General features: G+C 66.6%; 17 protein-coding genes. 11 read left to right on the forward strand and 6 right to left on the reverse strand.

What is annotated here, in order from left to right; translation table 11 throughout:
- The first annotated feature begins 178 nt into the window (after positions 1 to 178).
- The 3 genes from ACWDUM_RS04305 to ACWDUM_RS04315 all read left to right on the forward strand — a co-directional run bounded on the left by ACWDUM_RS04305 (position 179) and on the right by ACWDUM_RS04315 (position 2,646).
- Positions 179 to 1,219, forward strand: a complete 1,041-nt coding sequence (locus ACWDUM_RS04305; protein ID WP_450133005.1) for an NAD(P)H-dependent flavin oxidoreductase — start codon at positions 179 to 181, stop codon at positions 1,217 to 1,219.
- 333 nt (positions 1,220 to 1,552) lie between these two features.
- Positions 1,553 to 1,852: a hypothetical protein gene (locus ACWDUM_RS04310; RefSeq protein WP_450133006.1), complete on the forward strand. Its 300-nt coding sequence runs from the start codon at positions 1,553 to 1,555 to the stop codon at positions 1,850 to 1,852.
- Positions 1,853 to 2,133: 281 nt separating this feature from the next.
- Entirely contained in the window at positions 2,134 to 2,646 is a 513-nt protein-coding gene (locus ACWDUM_RS04315) for a polyketide cyclase (RefSeq protein WP_450133007.1), read from the forward strand.
- A gap of 285 nt (positions 2,647 to 2,931) precedes the next feature.
- On the opposite strand, the gene ACWDUM_RS04320 is transcribed toward ACWDUM_RS04315, so the two are convergent.
- The 5 genes from ACWDUM_RS04320 to ACWDUM_RS04340 all read right to left on the reverse strand — a co-directional run bounded on the left by ACWDUM_RS04320 (position 2,932) and on the right by ACWDUM_RS04340 (position 7,600).
- On the reverse strand, positions 2,932 to 3,294 hold the full coding sequence (locus ACWDUM_RS04320; protein WP_450133008.1) for a nuclear transport factor 2 family protein: 363 nt from the start codon (positions 3,292 to 3,294) through the stop codon (positions 2,932 to 2,934).
- A gap of 81 nt (positions 3,295 to 3,375) precedes the next feature.
- Positions 3,376 to 5,277, reverse strand: a complete 1,902-nt coding sequence (cysN, locus tag ACWDUM_RS04325; RefSeq protein WP_450133009.1) for a sulfate adenylyltransferase subunit CysN — start codon at positions 5,275 to 5,277, stop codon at positions 3,376 to 3,378.
- On the reverse strand, positions 5,277 to 6,197 hold the full coding sequence (gene cysD, locus ACWDUM_RS04330) for a sulfate adenylyltransferase subunit CysD (protein ID WP_450133010.1): 921 nt from the start codon (positions 6,195 to 6,197) through the stop codon (positions 5,277 to 5,279). The genes cysN and cysD overlap by 1 nt, the downstream gene beginning before the upstream one ends.
- Entirely contained in the window at positions 6,194 to 6,976 is a 783-nt protein-coding gene (locus ACWDUM_RS04335; RefSeq protein WP_450133011.1) for a 3'(2'),5'-bisphosphate nucleotidase CysQ, read from the reverse strand. The genes cysD and ACWDUM_RS04335 overlap by 4 nt, the downstream gene beginning before the upstream one ends.
- A 12-nt stretch (positions 6,977 to 6,988) precedes the next feature.
- Positions 6,989 to 7,600 (reverse strand): TetR/AcrR family transcriptional regulator, encoded by a 612-nt coding sequence (locus ACWDUM_RS04340; RefSeq protein ID WP_450133012.1) that lies wholly within the window; start codon positions 7,598 to 7,600, stop codon positions 6,989 to 6,991.
- A 77-nt stretch (positions 7,601 to 7,677) separates the two neighbouring features.
- Between ACWDUM_RS04340 and ACWDUM_RS04345 the strand changes: the two genes are divergently transcribed.
- The 5 genes from ACWDUM_RS04345 to ACWDUM_RS04365 all read left to right on the forward strand — a co-directional run bounded on the left by ACWDUM_RS04345 (position 7,678) and on the right by ACWDUM_RS04365 (position 13,538).
- A complete protein-coding gene (locus tag ACWDUM_RS04345) occupies positions 7,678 to 8,445 on the forward strand; it encodes an SDR family NAD(P)-dependent oxidoreductase (protein WP_450133013.1) in 768 nt (255 codons plus the stop codon).
- Between the two features lie 5 nt (positions 8,446 to 8,450).
- On the forward strand, positions 8,451 to 9,719 hold the full coding sequence (locus ACWDUM_RS04350; RefSeq protein WP_450133014.1) for a sulfotransferase family protein: 1,269 nt from the start codon (positions 8,451 to 8,453) through the stop codon (positions 9,717 to 9,719).
- The gene (locus tag ACWDUM_RS04355) at positions 9,716 to 11,017 is read left to right on the forward strand and encodes an alkyl sulfatase dimerization domain-containing protein (RefSeq protein ID WP_450133015.1); all 1,302 of its coding nucleotides are present in this window, start codon (positions 9,716 to 9,718) and stop codon (positions 11,015 to 11,017) included. Before ACWDUM_RS04350 ends, ACWDUM_RS04355 begins: the two co-directional genes overlap by 4 nt.
- A gap of 20 nt (positions 11,018 to 11,037) precedes the next feature.
- Entirely contained in the window at positions 11,038 to 12,222 is a 1,185-nt protein-coding gene (locus ACWDUM_RS04360; RefSeq protein WP_450133016.1) for an NADH:flavin oxidoreductase, read from the forward strand.
- Between the two features lie 335 nt (positions 12,223 to 12,557).
- Positions 12,558 to 13,538 carry an alpha/beta fold hydrolase gene (locus tag ACWDUM_RS04365; protein WP_450133017.1) on the forward strand — a complete coding sequence of 327 codons (981 nt, stop codon included), beginning with the start codon at positions 12,558 to 12,560 and terminating at the stop codon, positions 13,536 to 13,538.
- A 117-nt stretch (positions 13,539 to 13,655) separates the two neighbouring features.
- Here the strand turns inward: ACWDUM_RS04365 and ACWDUM_RS04370 are convergent, their stop codons facing one another.
- The gene (locus ACWDUM_RS04370) at positions 13,656 to 14,846 is read right to left on the reverse strand and encodes a PucR family transcriptional regulator (RefSeq protein ID WP_450133018.1); all 1,191 of its coding nucleotides are present in this window, start codon (positions 14,844 to 14,846) and stop codon (positions 13,656 to 13,658) included.
- A gap of 197 nt (positions 14,847 to 15,043) precedes the next feature.
- Here ACWDUM_RS04370 and ACWDUM_RS04375 point away from each other — a divergent pair, with 197 nt between their 5' ends.
- The 3 genes from ACWDUM_RS04375 (at position 15,044) to ACWDUM_RS04385 (ending at position 18,646) form a co-directional block, all read left to right on the forward strand.
- Complete coding sequence (locus ACWDUM_RS04375; protein ID WP_450133019.1) at positions 15,044 to 16,597, forward strand: flavin-containing monooxygenase; 1,554 nt, start codon at positions 15,044 to 15,046, stop codon at positions 16,595 to 16,597.
- Positions 16,594 to 17,493 (forward strand): alpha/beta hydrolase, encoded by a 900-nt coding sequence (locus ACWDUM_RS04380; RefSeq protein ID WP_450133020.1) that lies wholly within the window; start codon positions 16,594 to 16,596, stop codon positions 17,491 to 17,493. Before ACWDUM_RS04375 ends, ACWDUM_RS04380 begins: the two co-directional genes overlap by 4 nt.
- A gap of 205 nt (positions 17,494 to 17,698) precedes the next feature.
- Positions 17,699 to 18,646 carry a hypothetical protein gene (locus ACWDUM_RS04385; protein WP_450133021.1) on the forward strand — a complete coding sequence of 316 codons (948 nt, stop codon included), beginning with the start codon at positions 17,699 to 17,701 and terminating at the stop codon, positions 18,644 to 18,646.
- Positions 18,647 to 18,695 lie beyond the last annotated feature (49 nt).

The following is an 18,695-nucleotide window of genomic DNA, read 5'->3' on the forward strand; positions in this document are numbered from 1 at the left end:
TCCGGTGCGTCGACGGACTACGCGGAGCACCGCTCCTGGTGTCCTCGCGGCGGCATCGCCGCCAGGCGGGACCTCGATTCGCCCGCGACCGCCCCGACGGCCGGGGGATACTGGTGAAAAGCGGACCGTGTTGATTCTCGGTGCCGTCGGGTTGGTACTCGAAGAAACGGAGTTCCGCGTGATCCTCGACGACATCCCTGCGCCCATCGTTCTTGCCCCGATGGCCGGCGGGCCGTCAACGCCGGAACTCACCGCGGCCGTCGCCGAGGCGGGCGGGTTCGGCATCCTCGCGGCCGGATATCTGAGCGCTGACACACTGGCGCAGCGGATTTCGGAGACGCGGCAGCTCACCTCGGCGCGGTTCGGTGTGAACGTGTTCGCACCGGGGACGCCGACACCGGTCGAGCAGATCGCGCCGTATCTCGACGAGCTCGCCGCGACCGGAGCCGAAGTCGGCGAACCGCGTTTCGACGACGACGACTGGTCCGCCAAGCTCGATCTACTTACCGCCAATCCCGTTGCGGTGGTGTCGTTCACGTTCGGCTGTCCGTCGCCAGCAGAGATCGAGCGACTGCACGGCGTCGGGTCCGAGGTGTGGGTCACCGTGACATCGACAATCGAGGCGCAGGTCGCCGTGAATGCGCGTGCGGATGTACTGATCGCGCAAGGAGCCGAAGCCGGCGGGCATCGCGCGAGCTTCCTCTCCCGTCCGGGCGACGATCTCACCGATCCGATCGGCCTGATCGCGTTGATGCAGTTGTTGCGCGGCACTGTCTTCTCGGTCCCCCTTGTGGCCACCGGCGGCATCACCACCGGCGCTGGGCTGGCCGCGGCGCTGGCGGCCGGCGCGGCCGCCGCGCAGCTCGGAACGGTCTTCCTGCGCTGCCCGGAGGCGGGTACCTCGGCGGTGGTGCGCGACGCCCTCACCGGGGCGCGGTCGACCGCGCTCACTCGTGCGTTCACCGGACGGTGGGCGCGTGGCATCCGCAACCGATTCCTCGACGAGCACACCGCCACCGCACCCGCGGCCTATCCCGAGATCCACTACGCGACGTCGCCGCTGCGTAAGGCCGCGCGTGAGAGGGAAGACAGCGAAGCGGTGAATCTCTGGGCCGGACAGGCCTACCGGCTCGCGCCGGAGCGGCCCGCTGCCGAGGTTGTGCAGCGCCTGGTCAAGGGGTGCCGTGCGTCGCTCGAGGCTGCGGCGAAGCGGATCTAACCGCCGTTACGTCGGCGTCGAGTCCGCAGAGCCCCGTGCGCGTACGGCTCTGGATGGCCCTGGGCCTGATCGGGATCGGGCAGAACGGGAGGCTTGGTCTGCCCGGGGCAAACTGACCTGCGAACCATTAGGCTTCGCCACGCTCGAACGGACGGCTAACGTGAGGATGCGATTTCCCACGGTCGATGATCAAGGAGCTCCGGCATGGCCCTACCGACTCCCTCGAGACGGCGCCTCGGCGTCGTTCTCGCCCTTGCCGGTGCGACGGTTTGGCTCGCATCGGCCCCTGCCGGTGCCGAGCCGGCCACCCCGTCGATTCCCCGCGGCTCCCTCGTGACCGTCAACGACGTGCTCGGTCCGCAGGACCCTGGTTTCTGGAACCCCGATGTCCGGGGAACCCGTGTTCTGACGCCGGTCGAGCCCGGGGTGAGGGTGTATTGCGCAAGCGGCTTCGAGCCGACGCCCGGGTGCTCGACACTCGATATGCGCGACTGGTCCTCACCGCAGCGTGACCTCGCGTTCGTCGACCTTCCCATGATCGGGCGGCCGCCACTGCGTGTGTGGATGGACGTCCTCCCCCGTTTGGATGAGGGCACCCTGGGACAACTGATGGGTCACCTTTTCGCTCGTTGACACCTGACCAACATGCGGTTCGTCAGCCAAAGCGACCGAATTCACGCGGCGAATCCGCGATCAATTGCCAACTCTCGATCACGATCGCGCCCGAAGGTGGTCACCGTAGTTGGCACACCACAGGTCAAGTCCTCGGGAGTCACCAAAAACTTTGACGATTCACAGCTCCAGCACCGCCACTGGAGGATGAGGACAAGATCTCGGTCCGCTTGGTAGTGATACTGGACCGATTTGGACGAAGTGGCGGCGGGAGGGGATGCATGTTCGGCGACCGTTGGGGTGTGACCGACGATGAGGTCGCTCGCCGCTACCCGTGTGACAAGGTGGTTCCCGCTCCGAATCTGCAGGTGTGGCGAGGCGTCACCGTGCACGCGACTCCAGCGGTGGTCTGGTCCTGGGTCACCCAGATCCAGCTGGCGCCCTACTCCTATGACTGGATCGACAACTTTGGACGTCGCTCTCCACAGCAGCTGCTCGACAGTCCCGCGCCGGCACCCGGTCAACATTTCACGAGTACGGCGAACCGCCCGCGAGGGCGACTGTTGTCGGTGGAAACGCAGGTGCACTACACCGGTTCCATTCTGGGTGCTGTCATGTCATACGTGCTCGTCCCTGTCGGCTCAGACACGAGGTTGTTGCTGAAGGTCGTCATGAGTGGGTGCGGCTGGCTGGCTCCTGTCCTGTCGGTCGGGGACCTCGTCATGGCGAGAAGGCAACTACTCAACATCAAGCGGCTCGCTGAGACCCAACCACCGTCGGACGCTGACGATGACGGGGGCACGCCGATCCGTTGAAGGGCGGTCGGCCGACGCGCTCTAAGCATGGCTCGAACAACGAACCACCGCGATAGCCAATGCCGTTGGCCGAAGGCGTCGAGGATCATCGTCATCCGCTCGACCCTCGAGTGTCGGGAATCAGAGCGTCCGCTCGAATACTGTGCAGTCTCCGTGCACTTGGGAGCCGTCATCGCAGTCTTCAGCAGTGACCCGGCCCGAGACCTGATGGTGCTCGCAAGGTTCAGTGGCCCCGCAGCGGGTGCGGGACCACTGAACCGGTCTTGCGTCGGACATCTCGGCAGATCAGTCGACGAGCGCCTTGATGTCCGGCACCGCGGTGATCGAGAGGATCTTGCACTCGTCGTCGAACTCGAACAGGTCGGTGGAGCCGAAGTCCTTCAGACCCTCGCGCTCGACGCGCATCATCATTGCGGCGAACTTGCCGACGACGGTGACGGGCGTCAGCAGGCTGACCGTGAACGGTGTGTTCTCGGATTCGGCGAAGAACGCCCGGATCTCGTCGTGACCCCGGTTGGTCCGGACACCCACAGGTTCGTGCTGGACCGCGTCCGCGGCGAACAGCTCCATCAGGCCGTCGGTGTCGTGAACGGCAAGCAACTTGACATAGGTCTCGACAGCAGAGCGGACTTCGTCACGGTTGGGCATGGGGACTCTCCTTCTTGTTGGGTTGAAACTTGCATGGACGGAGTGGAAACCGGCGAAGACTTCGGACGACACCGTCCGCGATCAGGCGATGACGCCGCGGCTGCGCAGAAGGTCCACGAGCAGGGCGCTCGCCTCCGCGGGGCTCGTCGTCGTGGTGTCGATGCGCAGCGCGGGGGACTCGGGCTCCTCGTACGGGGAGTCGATGCCGGTGAAGTTGACGAGTTCACCGCGCCGCGCCTTGCGATAGAGCCCCTTGGGATCCCGCTCCTCCGCCACGTCCATCGGAGTGTCGACGAACACCTCGCAGAAGCGGTCCTCGCCGATCAGCTCGCGGGCCGCGTCACGCTCCGCCCGGAACGGGGAGATGAACGACGCCAACACGATCAGACCGGCATCGGCCATCAACCGAGCGACCTCGGTGACCCGCCGGATGTTCTCCACCCGGTCGGCCTCGGTGAAGCCGAGGTCCCGGTTCAGGCCGTGGCGGACGTTGTCGCCGTCGAGCAGATAGGTGCGGACGCCGAGCCCGTAGAGACGACGCTCGAGCTCGTTCGCGATCGTCGACTTGCCCGACCCCGAGAGTCCGGTGAACCAGACGATCTGCGGCCGGTGACCGTTCAGCACGGTCCTGGCCTCGTCGTTCACATCGACCGTCTGCCAGTGGATGTTGTCCGACCGGCGCAGCGAATGCGCGATCATGCCCGCACCGACCGTCGTGTTCGTCAGCCGGTCGATCAGGATGAAGCCGCCCGTGTCGCGGTTGTCGGCGTAGGCGTCGAACGGGACCGGCCGGTCGAAGCTGATGTTGCACACGCCGATCTCGTTGAGCGCCAACGTGTTGGTGGCAGTCTGCTCGAGCGTGTTGACGTTGATCTTGTACTTCGGCTTGGTGATGCGGGCCTGCACCGTCATCGTGCCGATCTGGCAGACGTACGGACGCTCGGGCAGCATCTCGTGCTCGCCCATCCACACCAACTGCGCCTCGAACTGATCCGCGATGCCGGGCAGCGCGTCCGCCGCGACCAACACGTCACCACGGCTGACGTCGATCTCGTCGGCGAGGGTGATCGTCACCGACCGGCCCGCGACCGCTTCGTCCAGGTCGCCGTCCATCGTCACGATCCGGGCAACCGTGGACTCCTTCCCACTGGGCAGCACCCGCAGTCGGTCACCCGGACGCACCGCGCCGCCGACGATCTGCCCGGAGAACCCCCGGAAGTCGAGATCCGGGCGGTTCACCCACTGCACGGGCATCCGGAACGGACCGCCCAACAGTTCGTCCTCGATCTCGACCGTCTCCAGGTGCTCGATCAGCGACGGACCCCGGTACCAGGGCGTGTTCGGGCTGCGGTCGGTGAGGTTGTCGCCCATGTACGCGGACATCGGGATCGGGACGACGCTCCCCAGCCCGATCTCGGCCGCGAACGCCGTGTACTCGTCGACGATCTGCTCGAACACCTCCTGCGAGTAGTCGACGAGGTCGAGCTTGTTGACCGCGAGCACCACGTGCCGGATGCCGAGCAGCGAGACCAGGTACGAGTGCCGGCGGGTCTGCGTGAGCACGCCCTTGCGGGCGTCGATCAGGATCACCGCGAGGTCGGCCGTCGAGGCGCCGGTGACCATGTTGCGGGTGTACTGCTCGTGGCCCGGGGTGTCGGCGACGACGAACTTGCGCCGCTCGGTGGTGAAGTAGCGGTAGGCGACGTCGATGGTGATGCCCTGCTCGCGTTCGGCGGCGAGACCGTCCACGAGGAGGGCGAAGTCGAGACCCTCCCCCTGGGTGCCGACCTTCTTCGAGTCGCTCTCGAGCGCGCTGAGCTGGTCCTCGAACACCAGCTTCGACTCGTACAGCAGCCGCCCGATCAGGGTGGACTTGCCGTCGTCGACGCTGCCGCAGGTGATGAAGCGCAGCATGGACTTGGTGGCGTGCTGGGCGAGGTACTGCTCGATGTCCTCGGCGATCAGGTTGGACGAGTGGGACATCAGAAGTACCCTTCCTGCTTCTTCTTCTCCATCGAGGCGCTGCTGTCGTGGTCGATGACGCGGCCCTGACGCTCCGACGTGGTGGTGAGCAACATTTCCTGGATGACGTCGGTCAGGGTCGCGGCCGTGGATTCGACGGCCCCGGTGAGCGGGTAGCAGCCGAGGGTCCGGAAGCGGACGCTCTTGAGTTCGGGAACCTCCCCGGGCCGCAACGGCATCCGGTCGTCGTCGACCATGATCAGGGTGCCGTCCCGTTCGACGACCGGCCGTTCGGCGGCGAAGTAGAGCGGCACGATCGGGATGTTCTCCTGCCGGATGTACTCCCACACGTCCAGTTCGGTCCAGTTCGACAGCGGGAACACCCGCAGCGTCTCCCCCGGCGACCGCCGGACGTTGTACATGTGCCACAGTTCGGGTCGCTGCCGCTTCGGATCCCACCGGTGCTCGGCGGAGCGAACCGAGAAGACCCGCTCCTTCGCGCGGGACTTCTCCTCGTCGCGCCGCGCACCACCGAAGGCGGTGTCGAACTTGTGGAGGTCGAGTGCCTGCTTGAGGCCCTCGGTCTTCCACATGTCGGTGTGCGTCGACGAACCGTGTGTGAACGGGTTGATCCCCTTCTCCACGCACTCGGGGTTCTGGTACACCAGCAGATCGAAATCTCCTGCGGCAGCGGACTCGTCACGCAGCTTGTACATCTCCTGGAACTTCCAGGTGGTGTCGACGTGCAGCAGCGGGAACGGCAACCGGGACGGGAAGAACGCCTTGCGGGCCAGGTGCAGCATCACCGCGCTGTCCTTGCCGACCGAGTACAGCATCACGGGGTTCTCGCTCCCCGCGACGGCCTCCCTCATGATGTGGATGCTCTCGGCTTCGAGCCGCTCGAGGTGGGTCAAGGTCTTGCTCGTCGTGGGACTGCTCATCGCCGAAGTGCCTCCAAGGCTTCGCCGGCCAGTTCGGGCCGGCAGATCAGTAGGTCGGGAAGCCAGGGGTTCTCCTGGTTGTAGATCAGCGTGGAGCCGTCGATTCGCGAAACATGTAGTCCCGCAGCACGGGCCACCGCAACGGGGGCTGCCGAGTCCCACTCGTACTGCCCACCGGAATGCGCGTACACATCCGCCTCACCTCGCACCACCGCCATCGCCTTCGCGCCCGCCGAGCCCATTTCGACCAGCTCCGCGCCGAGCGCGGCGGCCATCGCCATCACCGGTTCGGGCCGGCGGGTGCGGCTGACGACGACGCGCGGCACAGACGGGATCGGTTGCGCGGTGGCGTCGAGATGCCCGTCACTCGAGTAGGTGACGCCGAGCGCCGGCATCGCCACCGCACCGGCCGTCAGCTCACCGCCTTCGACCAACGCGACGTGCACAGCCCAGTCGGTCCGGCCCTGCTCGCCGAACTCCCGAGTGCCGTCGAGCGGATCGACGATCCAGACGCGGTCGGCGCCGAGGCGGACGAGATCATCGGCGCCCTCCTCGGAGAGCACAGCGTCGCCGGGGAATCGCTCGGCCAACAGCGCGGCGAGCAGTTCGTGACTGAGTCGATCGCCAGAGTTCCTCAGCTCGGCGGGACCCATTCCTGCGGAGAGGTTTTCGCGATGGGCGAGTAGCAGGTACCCCGCCTCGGTCGCCAACTCCGTGGCCGCGGCGGCACTACTGCCCGACCCCGCCCGGGGGCGGGCGGGGTTGTCTGCTCTGTTCATTCACAGCTCCAGTCATTCGGTGATGGCCCTTGCCACGGTGTCAGCGGAGTACGCGATCAACGCGTCCGATTCGACGTCTCGGGCCCAGTTGTTGACGAGGGTGTCGGCCAGGCCCATCAAGCCGGACCAGACGAAGGGGATGAGCGCGGGGTCGTCACGAAGTCGGAGCCCTTCGGCTCCGGCCGCTTCCATCAGTGCGCGCCGCAGTTCGGCGAACTGGTGATCTGTCGATTTACGCAACACGTGAACCGATTCACGCTCACCCGTCTCGCCGTCGACGTCGCGCCAGGTCCCCACGAGATGTCCCACGCGCGCCCATTGTCGGGTCGATGCGGGCACTATTCCGGCAATGAGCGCCGCAACACCCTCGTCGCGAGGCAACGCGGCGATGAACTCGGCCAACTCCACCTGGCTCTCGTGGAGCAGTGCGATGAAGATGTCCTGCTTGTCGACGAAGTACTGGTAGATCAGCCCGGGGCTGATGCCGGCCCGTTTGGCGACCGCACGGTTCGTGAGGGCGCCGTAGCCGCCTTCGTCGAGTAGTTCAGCCGCGGCATCCAAGACTCCGCGACGTCGCGCCTCGGCGTCTCCGTAGGCCGAATTGCCGCCGTTCGTTGCTCTCATGGAGCCACTGTAGGCACAGATTGATCAATGGTCAATATGGATTGACCAATGATCAATCTGTGCCTACAGTCACACCCATGACGACGCATGATGTGAACAGTGTTGTGACATACAACTTTTCGGGATCACAGGTTTTGGTCACCGGCGGATCCAACGGGCTGGGCCTGGCGATCGCACGGAGCTTCGTGGCAGCCGGGGCGAAGGTCACCATCACCGGTACGCGACCCGCAGCCGGCGACTACGAGCACGATCTGGACGACTTCGGATACCGGCAGTGCGTCATGACCGACCGGGAGCAGATCGCCGACGTCGCGGCAGGGCTGTCGGCGCTGGATGTCCTGGTGAACAACGCGGGGCAGACCCTCACACAGAAGGGCGAATGGAACCCGGAAGTCTTCGAGGAATCGCTCTCGGTGAACCTCGTGAGCGGATTCCGCATGGCCACCGCATGCCTGCCGCTCCTGACGGCCAGCGAACTCGACGGCGGCGGAGCCATCGTCAATGTCGCCTCCATGGCGAGTTTCTTCGCGGTCGGCATGGTGCCGGGCTACGGCGCGTCGAAGGCCGGCATCGTGCAGATGACCAAGACCATGGGCGCCCAGTGGGCGACCGAGAACGTGCGGGTCAACGCGATCGCCCCCGGCCTGACCGCCACGAACATGACATCCGGATTGCAGCAGCGACCCGAGCACAGCAAGCCGTCGCTCGATCGCACCCCGATGGGTCGGTGGGCCGATCCCGAGATCGACGTCGCGCCGGTGGCGCTGTTCCTCGCCAGCCCGGCCGCCCGATTCGTCACCGGCCAGACTCTGCCGGTCGACGGCGGCTTCTCGATTCAGGGCTGATCCCGGTGACCACTACCACCGGTGGGCGGATCCGGATCACCGATCTGCGCAACCCGGTCCTGACCGACTCCCAACGCGAGACCTGGGCGTACGCCGAGGCGAATCCGGTGGAACTCAGCGTCGATGCGGTCCTCGCGGCGGCCGCGGAGCAGGCCGGTCTCGACGACTTCGGACCTGATGACTTCCACGAGCGCCTCGCCTTGCAGCTCGACGAGATCGACTCCGATCCCAACCGCTCCCCGGTCTCGCGCATGGTGACGTTTGCAGGCAGCGTGCGCTACGCGGCCAACCGGCTGCGTGTGCTGGACCTGCTCAAGAGACATCCCGAGATCCGCGATATCGAGATCGAGGCACCGATCGTCGTGGTCGGGCTGCCGCGTTCGGGAACGACGCACCTGGTGAACCTACTGGCGGCGGACACGCGCTTCCGGTCGCTGCCGCTGTGGGAGAGCCAGGAGCCGGTGCCGTTCGCCGGAGACGTGGTGGGCCCGGACGGGATCGACCCCCGCATCGTCCGCTCCCAGCGCAGGTGGGATCAGATGCAGGCCAAGAGCCCGCTTGTCGCCGCCATGCACCCGATGAACCCCGACCACATCCACGAGGAACTCGAACTCGAGTGCCTGGACTTCTCCAGCTACAACTTCGAGTGGGGATCGTCGATGGCGCCTCGGTGGCGGGACTACTACCTGTCGCACGACCAGCGCCCGCACTACGCCTTCATGGCGACGATGCTCAAGGTCCTGCAGTGGCAGCGGGGACCGAGTCGATGGATCCTCAAGTGCCCGCAACATCTCGAGCAGCTCGGTCCGCTGATGGATACCTTCCCCGACGCGACGGTCGTGATGACTCACCGGGATCCGGTGTCGGTGGTGCAGTCTGCGGCGACGATGGTCGGATACGGTGCCCGCTCGAACTTCCTCGTGCCGGACATGGATGCCGTGTGCGACTACTGGACCGACCGCGTCGGCCGCCTCCTCGATGCCGGAACCCGGGACCTCGCACTCATTCCCGCGGAGCGCCGGATCGACGTGTACTTCGACAGGTTCATGGCCGACGACGTCGGCACCGTCGAACGCATTTACGCGCACAGCGGGATCGAGTTCACCGACGAGGCCCGTGCGGCCGTCGACGATCACATCGCACATCATCCGCGCGGCGCGAACGGTCAGGTCGTCTACGACCTGCGCGCCGACTTCGGTCGCGAGCCGGCCGAGCTCAGAACCCGATTCACCGAGTACTGCGAAACATTTCCCGTGAAAGTGGAGGTCCAGTGAGCCCCGTGTCCGCCGCCCAGATCGACGAGTTCATCAAGAATCGTCCCGGCAAGGTCCTACTCGACCACGTCTACGCCTCCGAGGCGGTCCGCCTGGGCGACTTCATCTACATGTCGCCGGGCTCGAGCGCCGCCTACATGCTGGTCACACCGGCAGGACGGGTGATCGTCAACACCGGGCTCGGCTACGAGGCGCCGCACCACCGCAAACTGTTCGACGACGTCTACGCGGGGCCCACTCGCTACATCGTCACAACTCAGGGGCACACCGACCATGTCGGCGGCGTCGCGGGATTCCGTGAGCCAGGCGCGATCTATGTGGCCAATGCGCTCAACCCGGCGGTGCAACACGACGACGAACGTGTCATCACGCGGATGCGCCAGTGGGCGCCGGTGTGGTTCGGCCGCGACGCCGAGACGGTCCGCGGCTTCATCGAGGCCCGCCCCGACGTGTCGCCCGCGCAGGACATTCCCACCCCGGACCTGATGTTCGACGAGCGTCTCGAGTTCAACGTCGGCGGGCTGCAGATTGAACTGCACTCCGGCGTCGGCGAGACGGTCGACGGGGCGATGGTCTGGCTTCCCCAGCACCGCATCGCGCTGATCAGCAACCTGCTCGGGCCGCTGTTCGGACACTTCCCGAACCTCAACACCATTCGAGGGCAGCGCTACCGCTTCGCGGAGCCGTACCTCGCAACGATCACCAAGCTGCGCGATCTGCGACCCGCAACGCTGATCACGGGACGCGGCGAGCCGATCGAGGGAGAGGACCTCATCGACGCGGTGCTCGAGCGAATGCACGACGCCGTGTCCTACATCCACCAGACGACCCTCGACGGCATTAACGCGGGCAAGGATGTCGAGACTCTCGTTCGCGAAGTGACGCTGCCGGACCACCTGTACGTCGGACAGGGCTACGGTCAGGTCAAGTGGGGCGTGAAGACGATCTGGGAGACCTACCTGGGCTGGTTCCACCACAAGGCAACCTCTGAACTGCACGCCGTTCCGCGCGAGCGGACGCTTGCCGACCTGGTCCGCCTCGCCGGCAACGAGGCCGTCCTCGAGCTTGGTCGCTCACATCTGGACGGGGGCCGACCCGAGGAGGCGACCGCACTCGCCGAGGCGGTGCTGGCGCATGCGCCGAACGACTCGGCGGCGACCGCGCTCCTCCTCGACTGCCACCGTGCACTTCTCGCCGATCCGGTTACGGCCGAGAACTTCTGGGAATCGGGATGGCTGACACATCGCATCGGCCTGCTCGAACAGCAGCTCGAATCGACGGCGACGACGGCCGGATGACCAACCCAAGAAGGAGTTCCATGAGCACCGATACGGAAACCGTTGTCCCGGACGCGTTCGCACCCGCCCGGCTCGGCCCGATCACCCTGCGCAACCGCATCATCAAGTCCGCGACGTTCGAAGGGCGAACCCCCAAGGGTCTGGTCACCGACGAACTGATCGAGTTCCATCGCCAGTTCGCCACGGGCGGAGTCGGAATGACGACGGTGGCGTATTGCGCAGTCGCCCCCGAAGGTCGCACGTCGCCGGGCCAGATCCTCTGGACCGACGAGGCCATGCCGGGCTTGCGCCGCCTCACCGACGCCATGCACGCCGAGGGTACGGCGGTGTCCGCGCAGATCGGCCACGCCGGTGCGGTGGCGCCGCCGAAGGCACTCGGGAGCGCCTCCCTGGCACCTAGCCGCCACTTCCACCTGACCACACTGAGTTTCGCGCAGGCAGCAACGGCAGCGGACATCGCACGGATCAGACAGGCACACGTCGATGCCGCCCTCAAGGCAGTCGAGGCCGGATTCGACGCCATCGAAATGCACTTCGGCCACGGCTATCTGATCAGCTCGTTCCTGAGCAAGCGGCTCAACCACCGCACTGATGAGTACGGCGGCAGCCTCGAGAACCGGGCCCGGTTCGCCCGGGAGACGGCCGTCGCGGTCCGCGCCGCGGTGGGCGACCGGATCGCGATCATGGCGAAGGTCAGCATGGACGACGGTGCGCCCGGCGGATTCTGGCTCGCCGAAGCCATCGAACTGGTCAAGTGGCTCGAGCAGGACGGGTCCGTGGATGCGGTCGTCCTCACCGCCGGCAGTTCCCTCGAGAACCCGCTCTACACGTTCCGCGGCGATGCGCCACTGCGGGAGTTCGGGGCACTGATGAAGCAGCCCCAGAAGCTTGGAATCAAGCTGGTGGGCAAGCATTTCCTGCGGACCTACCCGTACCAGGACACGTATCTGCTCGACTACGCGCGTCAGGTCCGGGCGGCGGTCGATCTGCCGCTGGTGCTGCTCGGAGGGGTCACCGGCAAGGAGTCGATCGACCGGGCGATGACCGAGGGCTTCGAGTTCGTCGAGATGGGACGCGCGCTGCTGAGTGATCCCGACCTCGTCAACACCATTCAGTCCAGCGGCGGCGGGCAGTCGTTGTGCATCCACTGCAACAAATGCATCACAACCATCTACGGTGGGGCGCACTGCGTTCTGCGCCCATGAACGTGCCCTGTTCCCGTCGATCGCCGCGACCCTGACGGTCGGTGGCCGACCCGGATCTTCTGGGGCGGCCACCGCCCGTCGACGCAGTTGCGGTCAGGTTCGAGCGATTGGCACCCGGTGCCTGGCGCGAAGACTTGTTTACTACGAATTGTAGTAAACCTCTCGGCTGCGAACGCGACGTCGGCTAGGTTGGGCGAATGGGGATACCGGGGAGGTCTGATCCGTCTGCCGCCGATGCGGAGACAGGCGAGCGAGCGGATGGCGATCAACCAGGGGCAGAGACGGATTCACCGATCCTGAAGCCGCGACGCATGCTGTTACGTGTCATGCGATGGATGTTCATCGGACTTGTTTCGATAGTCGTTGTTGCCGTTGCAACTTCAACGACGGTCCACTGGTGGCAGACGCCACGTGACAAGCAGGCCATCGAACGACTGATCGGCCCCGAGCACCGGTACGTCGACGTCAACGGGCACCGGATGAGCGTCGCGGTCCAGGGTTCAGGACCGCGAACCATCGTACTGATGCCCGGCCTGGCCACACCGGAACCGATCCTCGGCTTCACCCCACTGGCTCGGAACCTGGCCGCGCAGAACACGGTCGTCACCGTCGAGCCGTTCGGGCTCGGTCTCAGCGACGGCACCGACAACCGCCGCACCAGCGAGGCGATCGTCGACGAGACCCGGTCCGCGCTCCGAGAACTGGGACTCAACGGCCCCTACGTCCTGATGCCCCACTCGATTTCGGGTCTGTATGCGATGCGGTGGGCCACCCACCACCCGGACGAGGTCGCCGCAGTGGTGGGCCTGGACGACGAGCGCTACACCTCGGCCGGCGCCCAGGACTCCCCCGACTGGCCGAGGTGGATGGCCGGCGTCAACGCAATCGGCGGAACCCGGGACCTGATCGCCCTCGACAAGAGCACCGACTACCTGGGGCTGGTGGCCGACTACCGGGACAGCCTCGGCGACGCGGCCGAATACACCCCGGACCAGCAGGACCTGTACCTGCGTGCGTACGCGTGGGTGTTGAACCCAACCGTGCTGGACGAAATGGCCCGCGGGGCGGAGAACGTGCGAGCAGCCGAGGGCGCCATGTTCCCACCGACTCTGCCCGCCCTGTCGATCCTCGTCGCATCCTCCCTCGAAGTGGAACCGGAGTGGGAACCCTCGCACCGCGCCGCGATCAGCAACCCGGCAATCCAACGGATCACGATCATGAACGGCCACCACTACCTGTTCCACGCCCACGCGGGCGCGATTGCCGAGATGACACAGCGATTCCTCGACGAGCACGTTCAGACTCGACAACGATGAAAGGCCGCTGCCGCGCCCGTCGGGCAGGGCACCGATCTCCGACCGCACTGTGACCGGCGAACGCCCAGCCACGACCCTCGCGGCTCCGAGGCCTTCGAGGCCTCCGAGCCAGGTGAATCAGCCTCGTGGTCCGAGCCAGTGGTCGATCTCGAGGGCCACGCCGACCTCCAATGAGCCTGCGGCCCAACGCTGAGGCAGCAGCTGCTCGGCGCGCTGCACACGATTGAGCACCGTGTTCCGGTGCGTGAACAGGGCACGGGCGGCACGAGCGGCGCTGTGGCCCTCGCGGACGTAGACACGCACGGTCTTGCGCAGGTCCGGGTCGGCGGTGGACAGCCGCCCCAGGACCCGGGAGACGTAAGCGCGAGCCGCCTGCTCGTTCTGGGTCGCGAGGTGGACCAGGGCGACGTCGTCGAAGGCCGCCGCGCGCACCTGATGCGTGCGGAGCAGGAGCAGTTGGGCGCTCACCGCCTCGAAATGGCTGCGCCGGAAGCCCTCGACGTCGATGCCGTTGCCCCCCACCGCCAGACGCACTGCACGCTCTTCGGGCGCAACAGAGCCGTCGCCGAAGGCGTCGGCGAGGACCCGCGGGTCCAGTGGCTCGTGGGACCCCAGCCAGAGCCACAGCGAGGAGGAACTGGCGGGCACGGCCAACACCTGCGTCGCCCCGGCGCGCCGCATCAGTTCGGTCGCCGTTCTCATCAGCGCGGCTTGGTCGGGCATGGAGGCGACGGTCCACAGCACACCGGCGAGTTGGTTGCCGCCCAGTCGGTAGCCCAGGCGGCGCTCGGCGACACCGATGTCCGTCGGGTCCTCGTCCAGGAGTTGGGTGACGGTCGCGAGTCGCTCGGTGTGCGACTGCCACAGGTAGTCCTCACGTTCCCGCTGGACGAGCGCCGTCAGCTGGTCGAGGGTGGTTTCGATCAACGATTCCAGCGAGCGGGAGATCAGATCCAGCGCCGGGGCCAGGATCGCCGGATCCGCTTCCAGTTCGAAGATTCGCTGCATACACAGCCGCCAGGCCTCCTCCTTCGCGACGTGGTACGCCTTCCATATCGCGCGATCGGCGCCCCGCCGGATCACCTCTCGGGCGATGCCGACAACGGGCAGTGCGAGCGTCGGCATCACGGGATCGTATGGGTTGGCCGCAATCGTCGTCGCCCAGTGCTGGACGTTGAGGCGGGTCGACTCCCGTACCTCCTGCACCATCACGGGATCGGTGTTGAACGGATCGCCGACCCCGGTGAGCGCTGCGTCCTCGACGCGAGACAGCGCTCCGCTGTCCGGGTCGAGTGACCAGGTCGCCACTGTGCGCACAAGATTCTCGACGCCCCGGCGCTGTGCGCTCGACGCCTGTCGAGGATTCGGTTCGTTACCGGTCGGCACGACTGAACCCTACCCCTCTTGTGCATCTGCCTATTCCTTCTCCAATTTCTGTGCATATCGCCGTTGCCTGGTGATCTACGTCACGTGACGATGGGCATATCGACCAGATAGGAGTTGTCGTGACGAAGACAACGCGACCCGTCCCCACTCGCACCGCGGAAGCACATGCGCACCCCTCGGGCGCCCCCGAGGTTGATCTGCTCGTCATCGGCGCCGGCCTCACCGGACTCGGATTCGCGTCGCGCCTGAAAGTCGAGAAGCCCGAGAAGTCCGTGCTGATCGTCGACGCCCACGAGGAAGTCGGAGGCACCTGGCACCTGTTCCGCTATCCCGGCATCCGGTCGGACTCCGACCTGATCACCTACGGCTACCAGTACAAGCCGTGGACCAAGGAGAAGGCCATCGCGCCGGGCGCCGAAATCAAGGAGTACCTCGTCGAGACGGTCGACGAATTCGGCCTCGCCGACCGACTGCGCCTGGGCACCCGCGTCGAATCACTGGCCTGGTCGTCGGCGGAGTCGCAGTGGACGGTGACGCTGCGCGACGTCGCCACCGGAGAGGTGGATACACTACGGGCGCGGTGGATCGTTTCCGGCACAGGGTATTTCGATCACGCCGGCGGCCACCGCCCGACGTGGGAGGGCGAGCAGGACTTCGCCGGAACACTGGTCCACGCACAGCAGTGGCCCGAGGACCTGGACTACGCGGGCAAGCGCGTGGTGGTGATCGGCAGTGGCGCCACGGCCGTGACCCTGCTGCCCGCCTTGGCGGAGAAGGCCGAGTTCGTCACGATGCTGCAGCGCTCGCCCAGTTACATCCTGCCGCTCCCGGCCAAGGACGTGGTCTTCGATCTGCTGCGGCGCTTCCTGCCCACCACCACCGCTTTCGAGCTGACCCGCAAGGCCAACATCCAGCGACTGCGCACGGTGGTGAGCCTCAGCCGACGCTATCCGCGTCTCATGCGGAAGCTGGTCCGGCAGATCAACAAGGCGTTCCTGCCGAGCGGCTTCGACGTCGACACCCATCTGAACCCCTCCTACAACCCGTGGGAACAGCGGATGTGCTTCGTCCCCGATGCCGACCTATACGGGGCCATCAAGCGCGGACGCGCCACGATCGCCACCGACACGATCGAGCGGTTCGTCCCGGAGGGCATCGAACTGACGTCGGGTCAGTTCCTGGCCGCCGACATCGTGGTCGCTGCCACCGGCCTGAAGTTGCTGCCCTTCGGTGGCATCGCGGTCGAGGTGGACGGCGAGCCTATCGACTGGTCCGATACCGTCGCCCACAAGTCGGTGATGCTCAGTGGCGTACCGAACTTCTTCTTCGGATTCGGCTACACCAACAACTCGTGGACCCTCAAGATCGACCTCGCCAGCGACTACCTCGCACGGCTGCTCGAGCTGATGGACGCTCGAGGCTTCGACACCGTCGTACCTCGGCTCGACGACGCCGACGCCGAGCGAGAGCCGATGATCGACGATCTCAAGGCCAACTACGTGAACCGAAGCATCACCGCCTTCCCGCGCCAGGTCAAGGACGGGCCGTGGAGTTTCAAGAGCCACTACGGTTTCGACCTCGAACGCCTCGCGGGTCCGATCGACGACGGCACCCTGGAATTCGGGCGCAGCGCCGACCGTGTGCGGCTGACCGCGGCGGGGAGTGTGGCATGAGCCGCACCGACGTCACCTTCCGCAGCGCGGGCACCACCTGTGCCGCATGGCATTACACCGGGCAAGGCGCGGCGTTCGAAACCGAGGCCGGTCGCCCGTGTGTCGTGATGGCCCACGGCTTCAGCTGCACACGGGATGCCGGCCTCGAGGGTTACGCCGAGGGGTTCGCCGCGGCAGGCCTCGACGTACTGCTCTTCGACTATCGCGGGTTCGGCGGGTCCGATGGTGAGATGCGCCAGCACGTCGACTACCGCGGCCAGCGGGCCGATTACCGTGCCGCGGTCGCTGCCGCCCGGCGACTGGCCGGGGTCGACCCCGACCGGATCGTCCTGTGGGGTACGTCGTACTCCGGTGGACACGTGCTGGACGTCGCCGCGCACGACCAGCGGATCGCCGCGGTCCTCTCGCTCACACCCGCGGTCGACGGAGTGCCGGTGCTCGGCATGGTCGTCAAGTCTGAGGGGATCGGCAAGATTCTCGCACTCACCTGGGCCGGCCTGCGCGACCGCGTCGGTCGACGCCCGCACATGCTTCCCGCGGTGGGACCGGCCGGATCGTCGGCCGTGATCGCCAAAGACGGTGCGCTGGAGGAGTTTCTCGCAGTGGTGGGTCCGTCGTGGCGCAACGAAGTGCGCGCCCGTTGCACCCTCGACGTCGCGTTCAACCGCCCGGTGCTGAGTGTCCGCAAGATTGCTGTGCCACTGCTGATACAGGTCGGCGACCTCGACACGGTCGTCTCGTCACCTGCTGCCGAGCGGGCCGCGCGCAAGGCGACCGCTCCGAGCGAACTGCGGAATTATCCCGTGGACCACTTCGACGTGTACCGCGATCCCTGGCAGACGACCGTCCTGCGCGACCAGATCGAGTTCCTGTCCCGCCGAATACTCCAGGGGTGACCTCTGCTCGCCAGGCGCCAACTCCACCACCCCCATTCCCTGCGAAGTCACCGGTGCTGGAAGGAAACTCACGCCAACCACTACCCGCGTCGAGGCCCACGCAGCGAACGCGGTCGATCGGGAAGGATCGCTCCACCGTACGGGGAAAATCCTTCCCAACAGCTGCGCATCGCTCCGCTGCCGATCGGGCGGGTAGGCTCGCATCATGCCGGTCACCTGGTCGGACGGCGTCGACGACATCCTCGGCGGCGATCTCACCTGCGGTCTCGCCTGCCTGACCCCGACAGGGGGTGCGGTGGTGACGAGCGTCTCGCCATTCGGTCCGCGCGACCGCGAACGCGGCACCGTCAGTTTCACCACCTCCCTCGGCTTCGGCCGCAAACTCGAACGCATCAGGGACAATCCCCGGGTCGCGCTGGCCTACCACGCACGCGAACACGGCCTCGGCGACACCAGCAATCGACGGTTCGTGCTCGTCCAGGGCGAGGCGAACTTCGACGCCCACCCCGACCGCTCCACCGTCGAGGACATCGGCCGGCGTTCGGAGCCGTACCTGGGCGCACCGCGACGGGGCTGGTTCTGGAGTCGCTGGCTACACGCCTACTACGAGGATCGGGTACTGGTGACGGTGACGGCGTCCCGGGTCGTCTCCTGGCCAGACCTGCGCGCGGCGGGCGAACCGGAGATATTCGGTGAGCTGCTGCCCGACCGTCCCGCCGAACCGCAGACCCCGCCGAAGAAGGGCACCGGCCCACGAGTGGATGCCGCACGGACCGGCGCACGTGCAGCGACGCTGCCGCACGTGCTGCTCGCGTACCGGCAGGGAGACGGATCTCCCGCCGTCGCCCCGGTCGAGGTGATGTCGGCGGATTCCGCGGGTGTGCACCTGCGGGTGCCCACCTGGGTTCCTCACGGCGGCCGCCGCGCCGGCTTGCTCGCGCATTCCTACGGAGCCCAGCTCATCGGCCTCGAGTCCCGCCAGAACACCGGCTGGATCGAGGTCACCGACGACGGGGCGGTGTACGCGCCGCACACCGAGTCCGGATTCCGCGCGCCGGCGAACAAGACGATCATCCTGTTGGCCAACGGCTTTCTGGCACGGCGCGGACTGGCGCAGGCCCGGAAGCAGGGCCGCCTTCAGGCTCTCGGCTGACCCTGCCATTCACTGGGTCGAGGTGGTCGCGCCGGCCTTTGTTTCGGTC

Source organism: Rhodococcus sp. NPDC003322 (genome assembly GCF_053589555.1).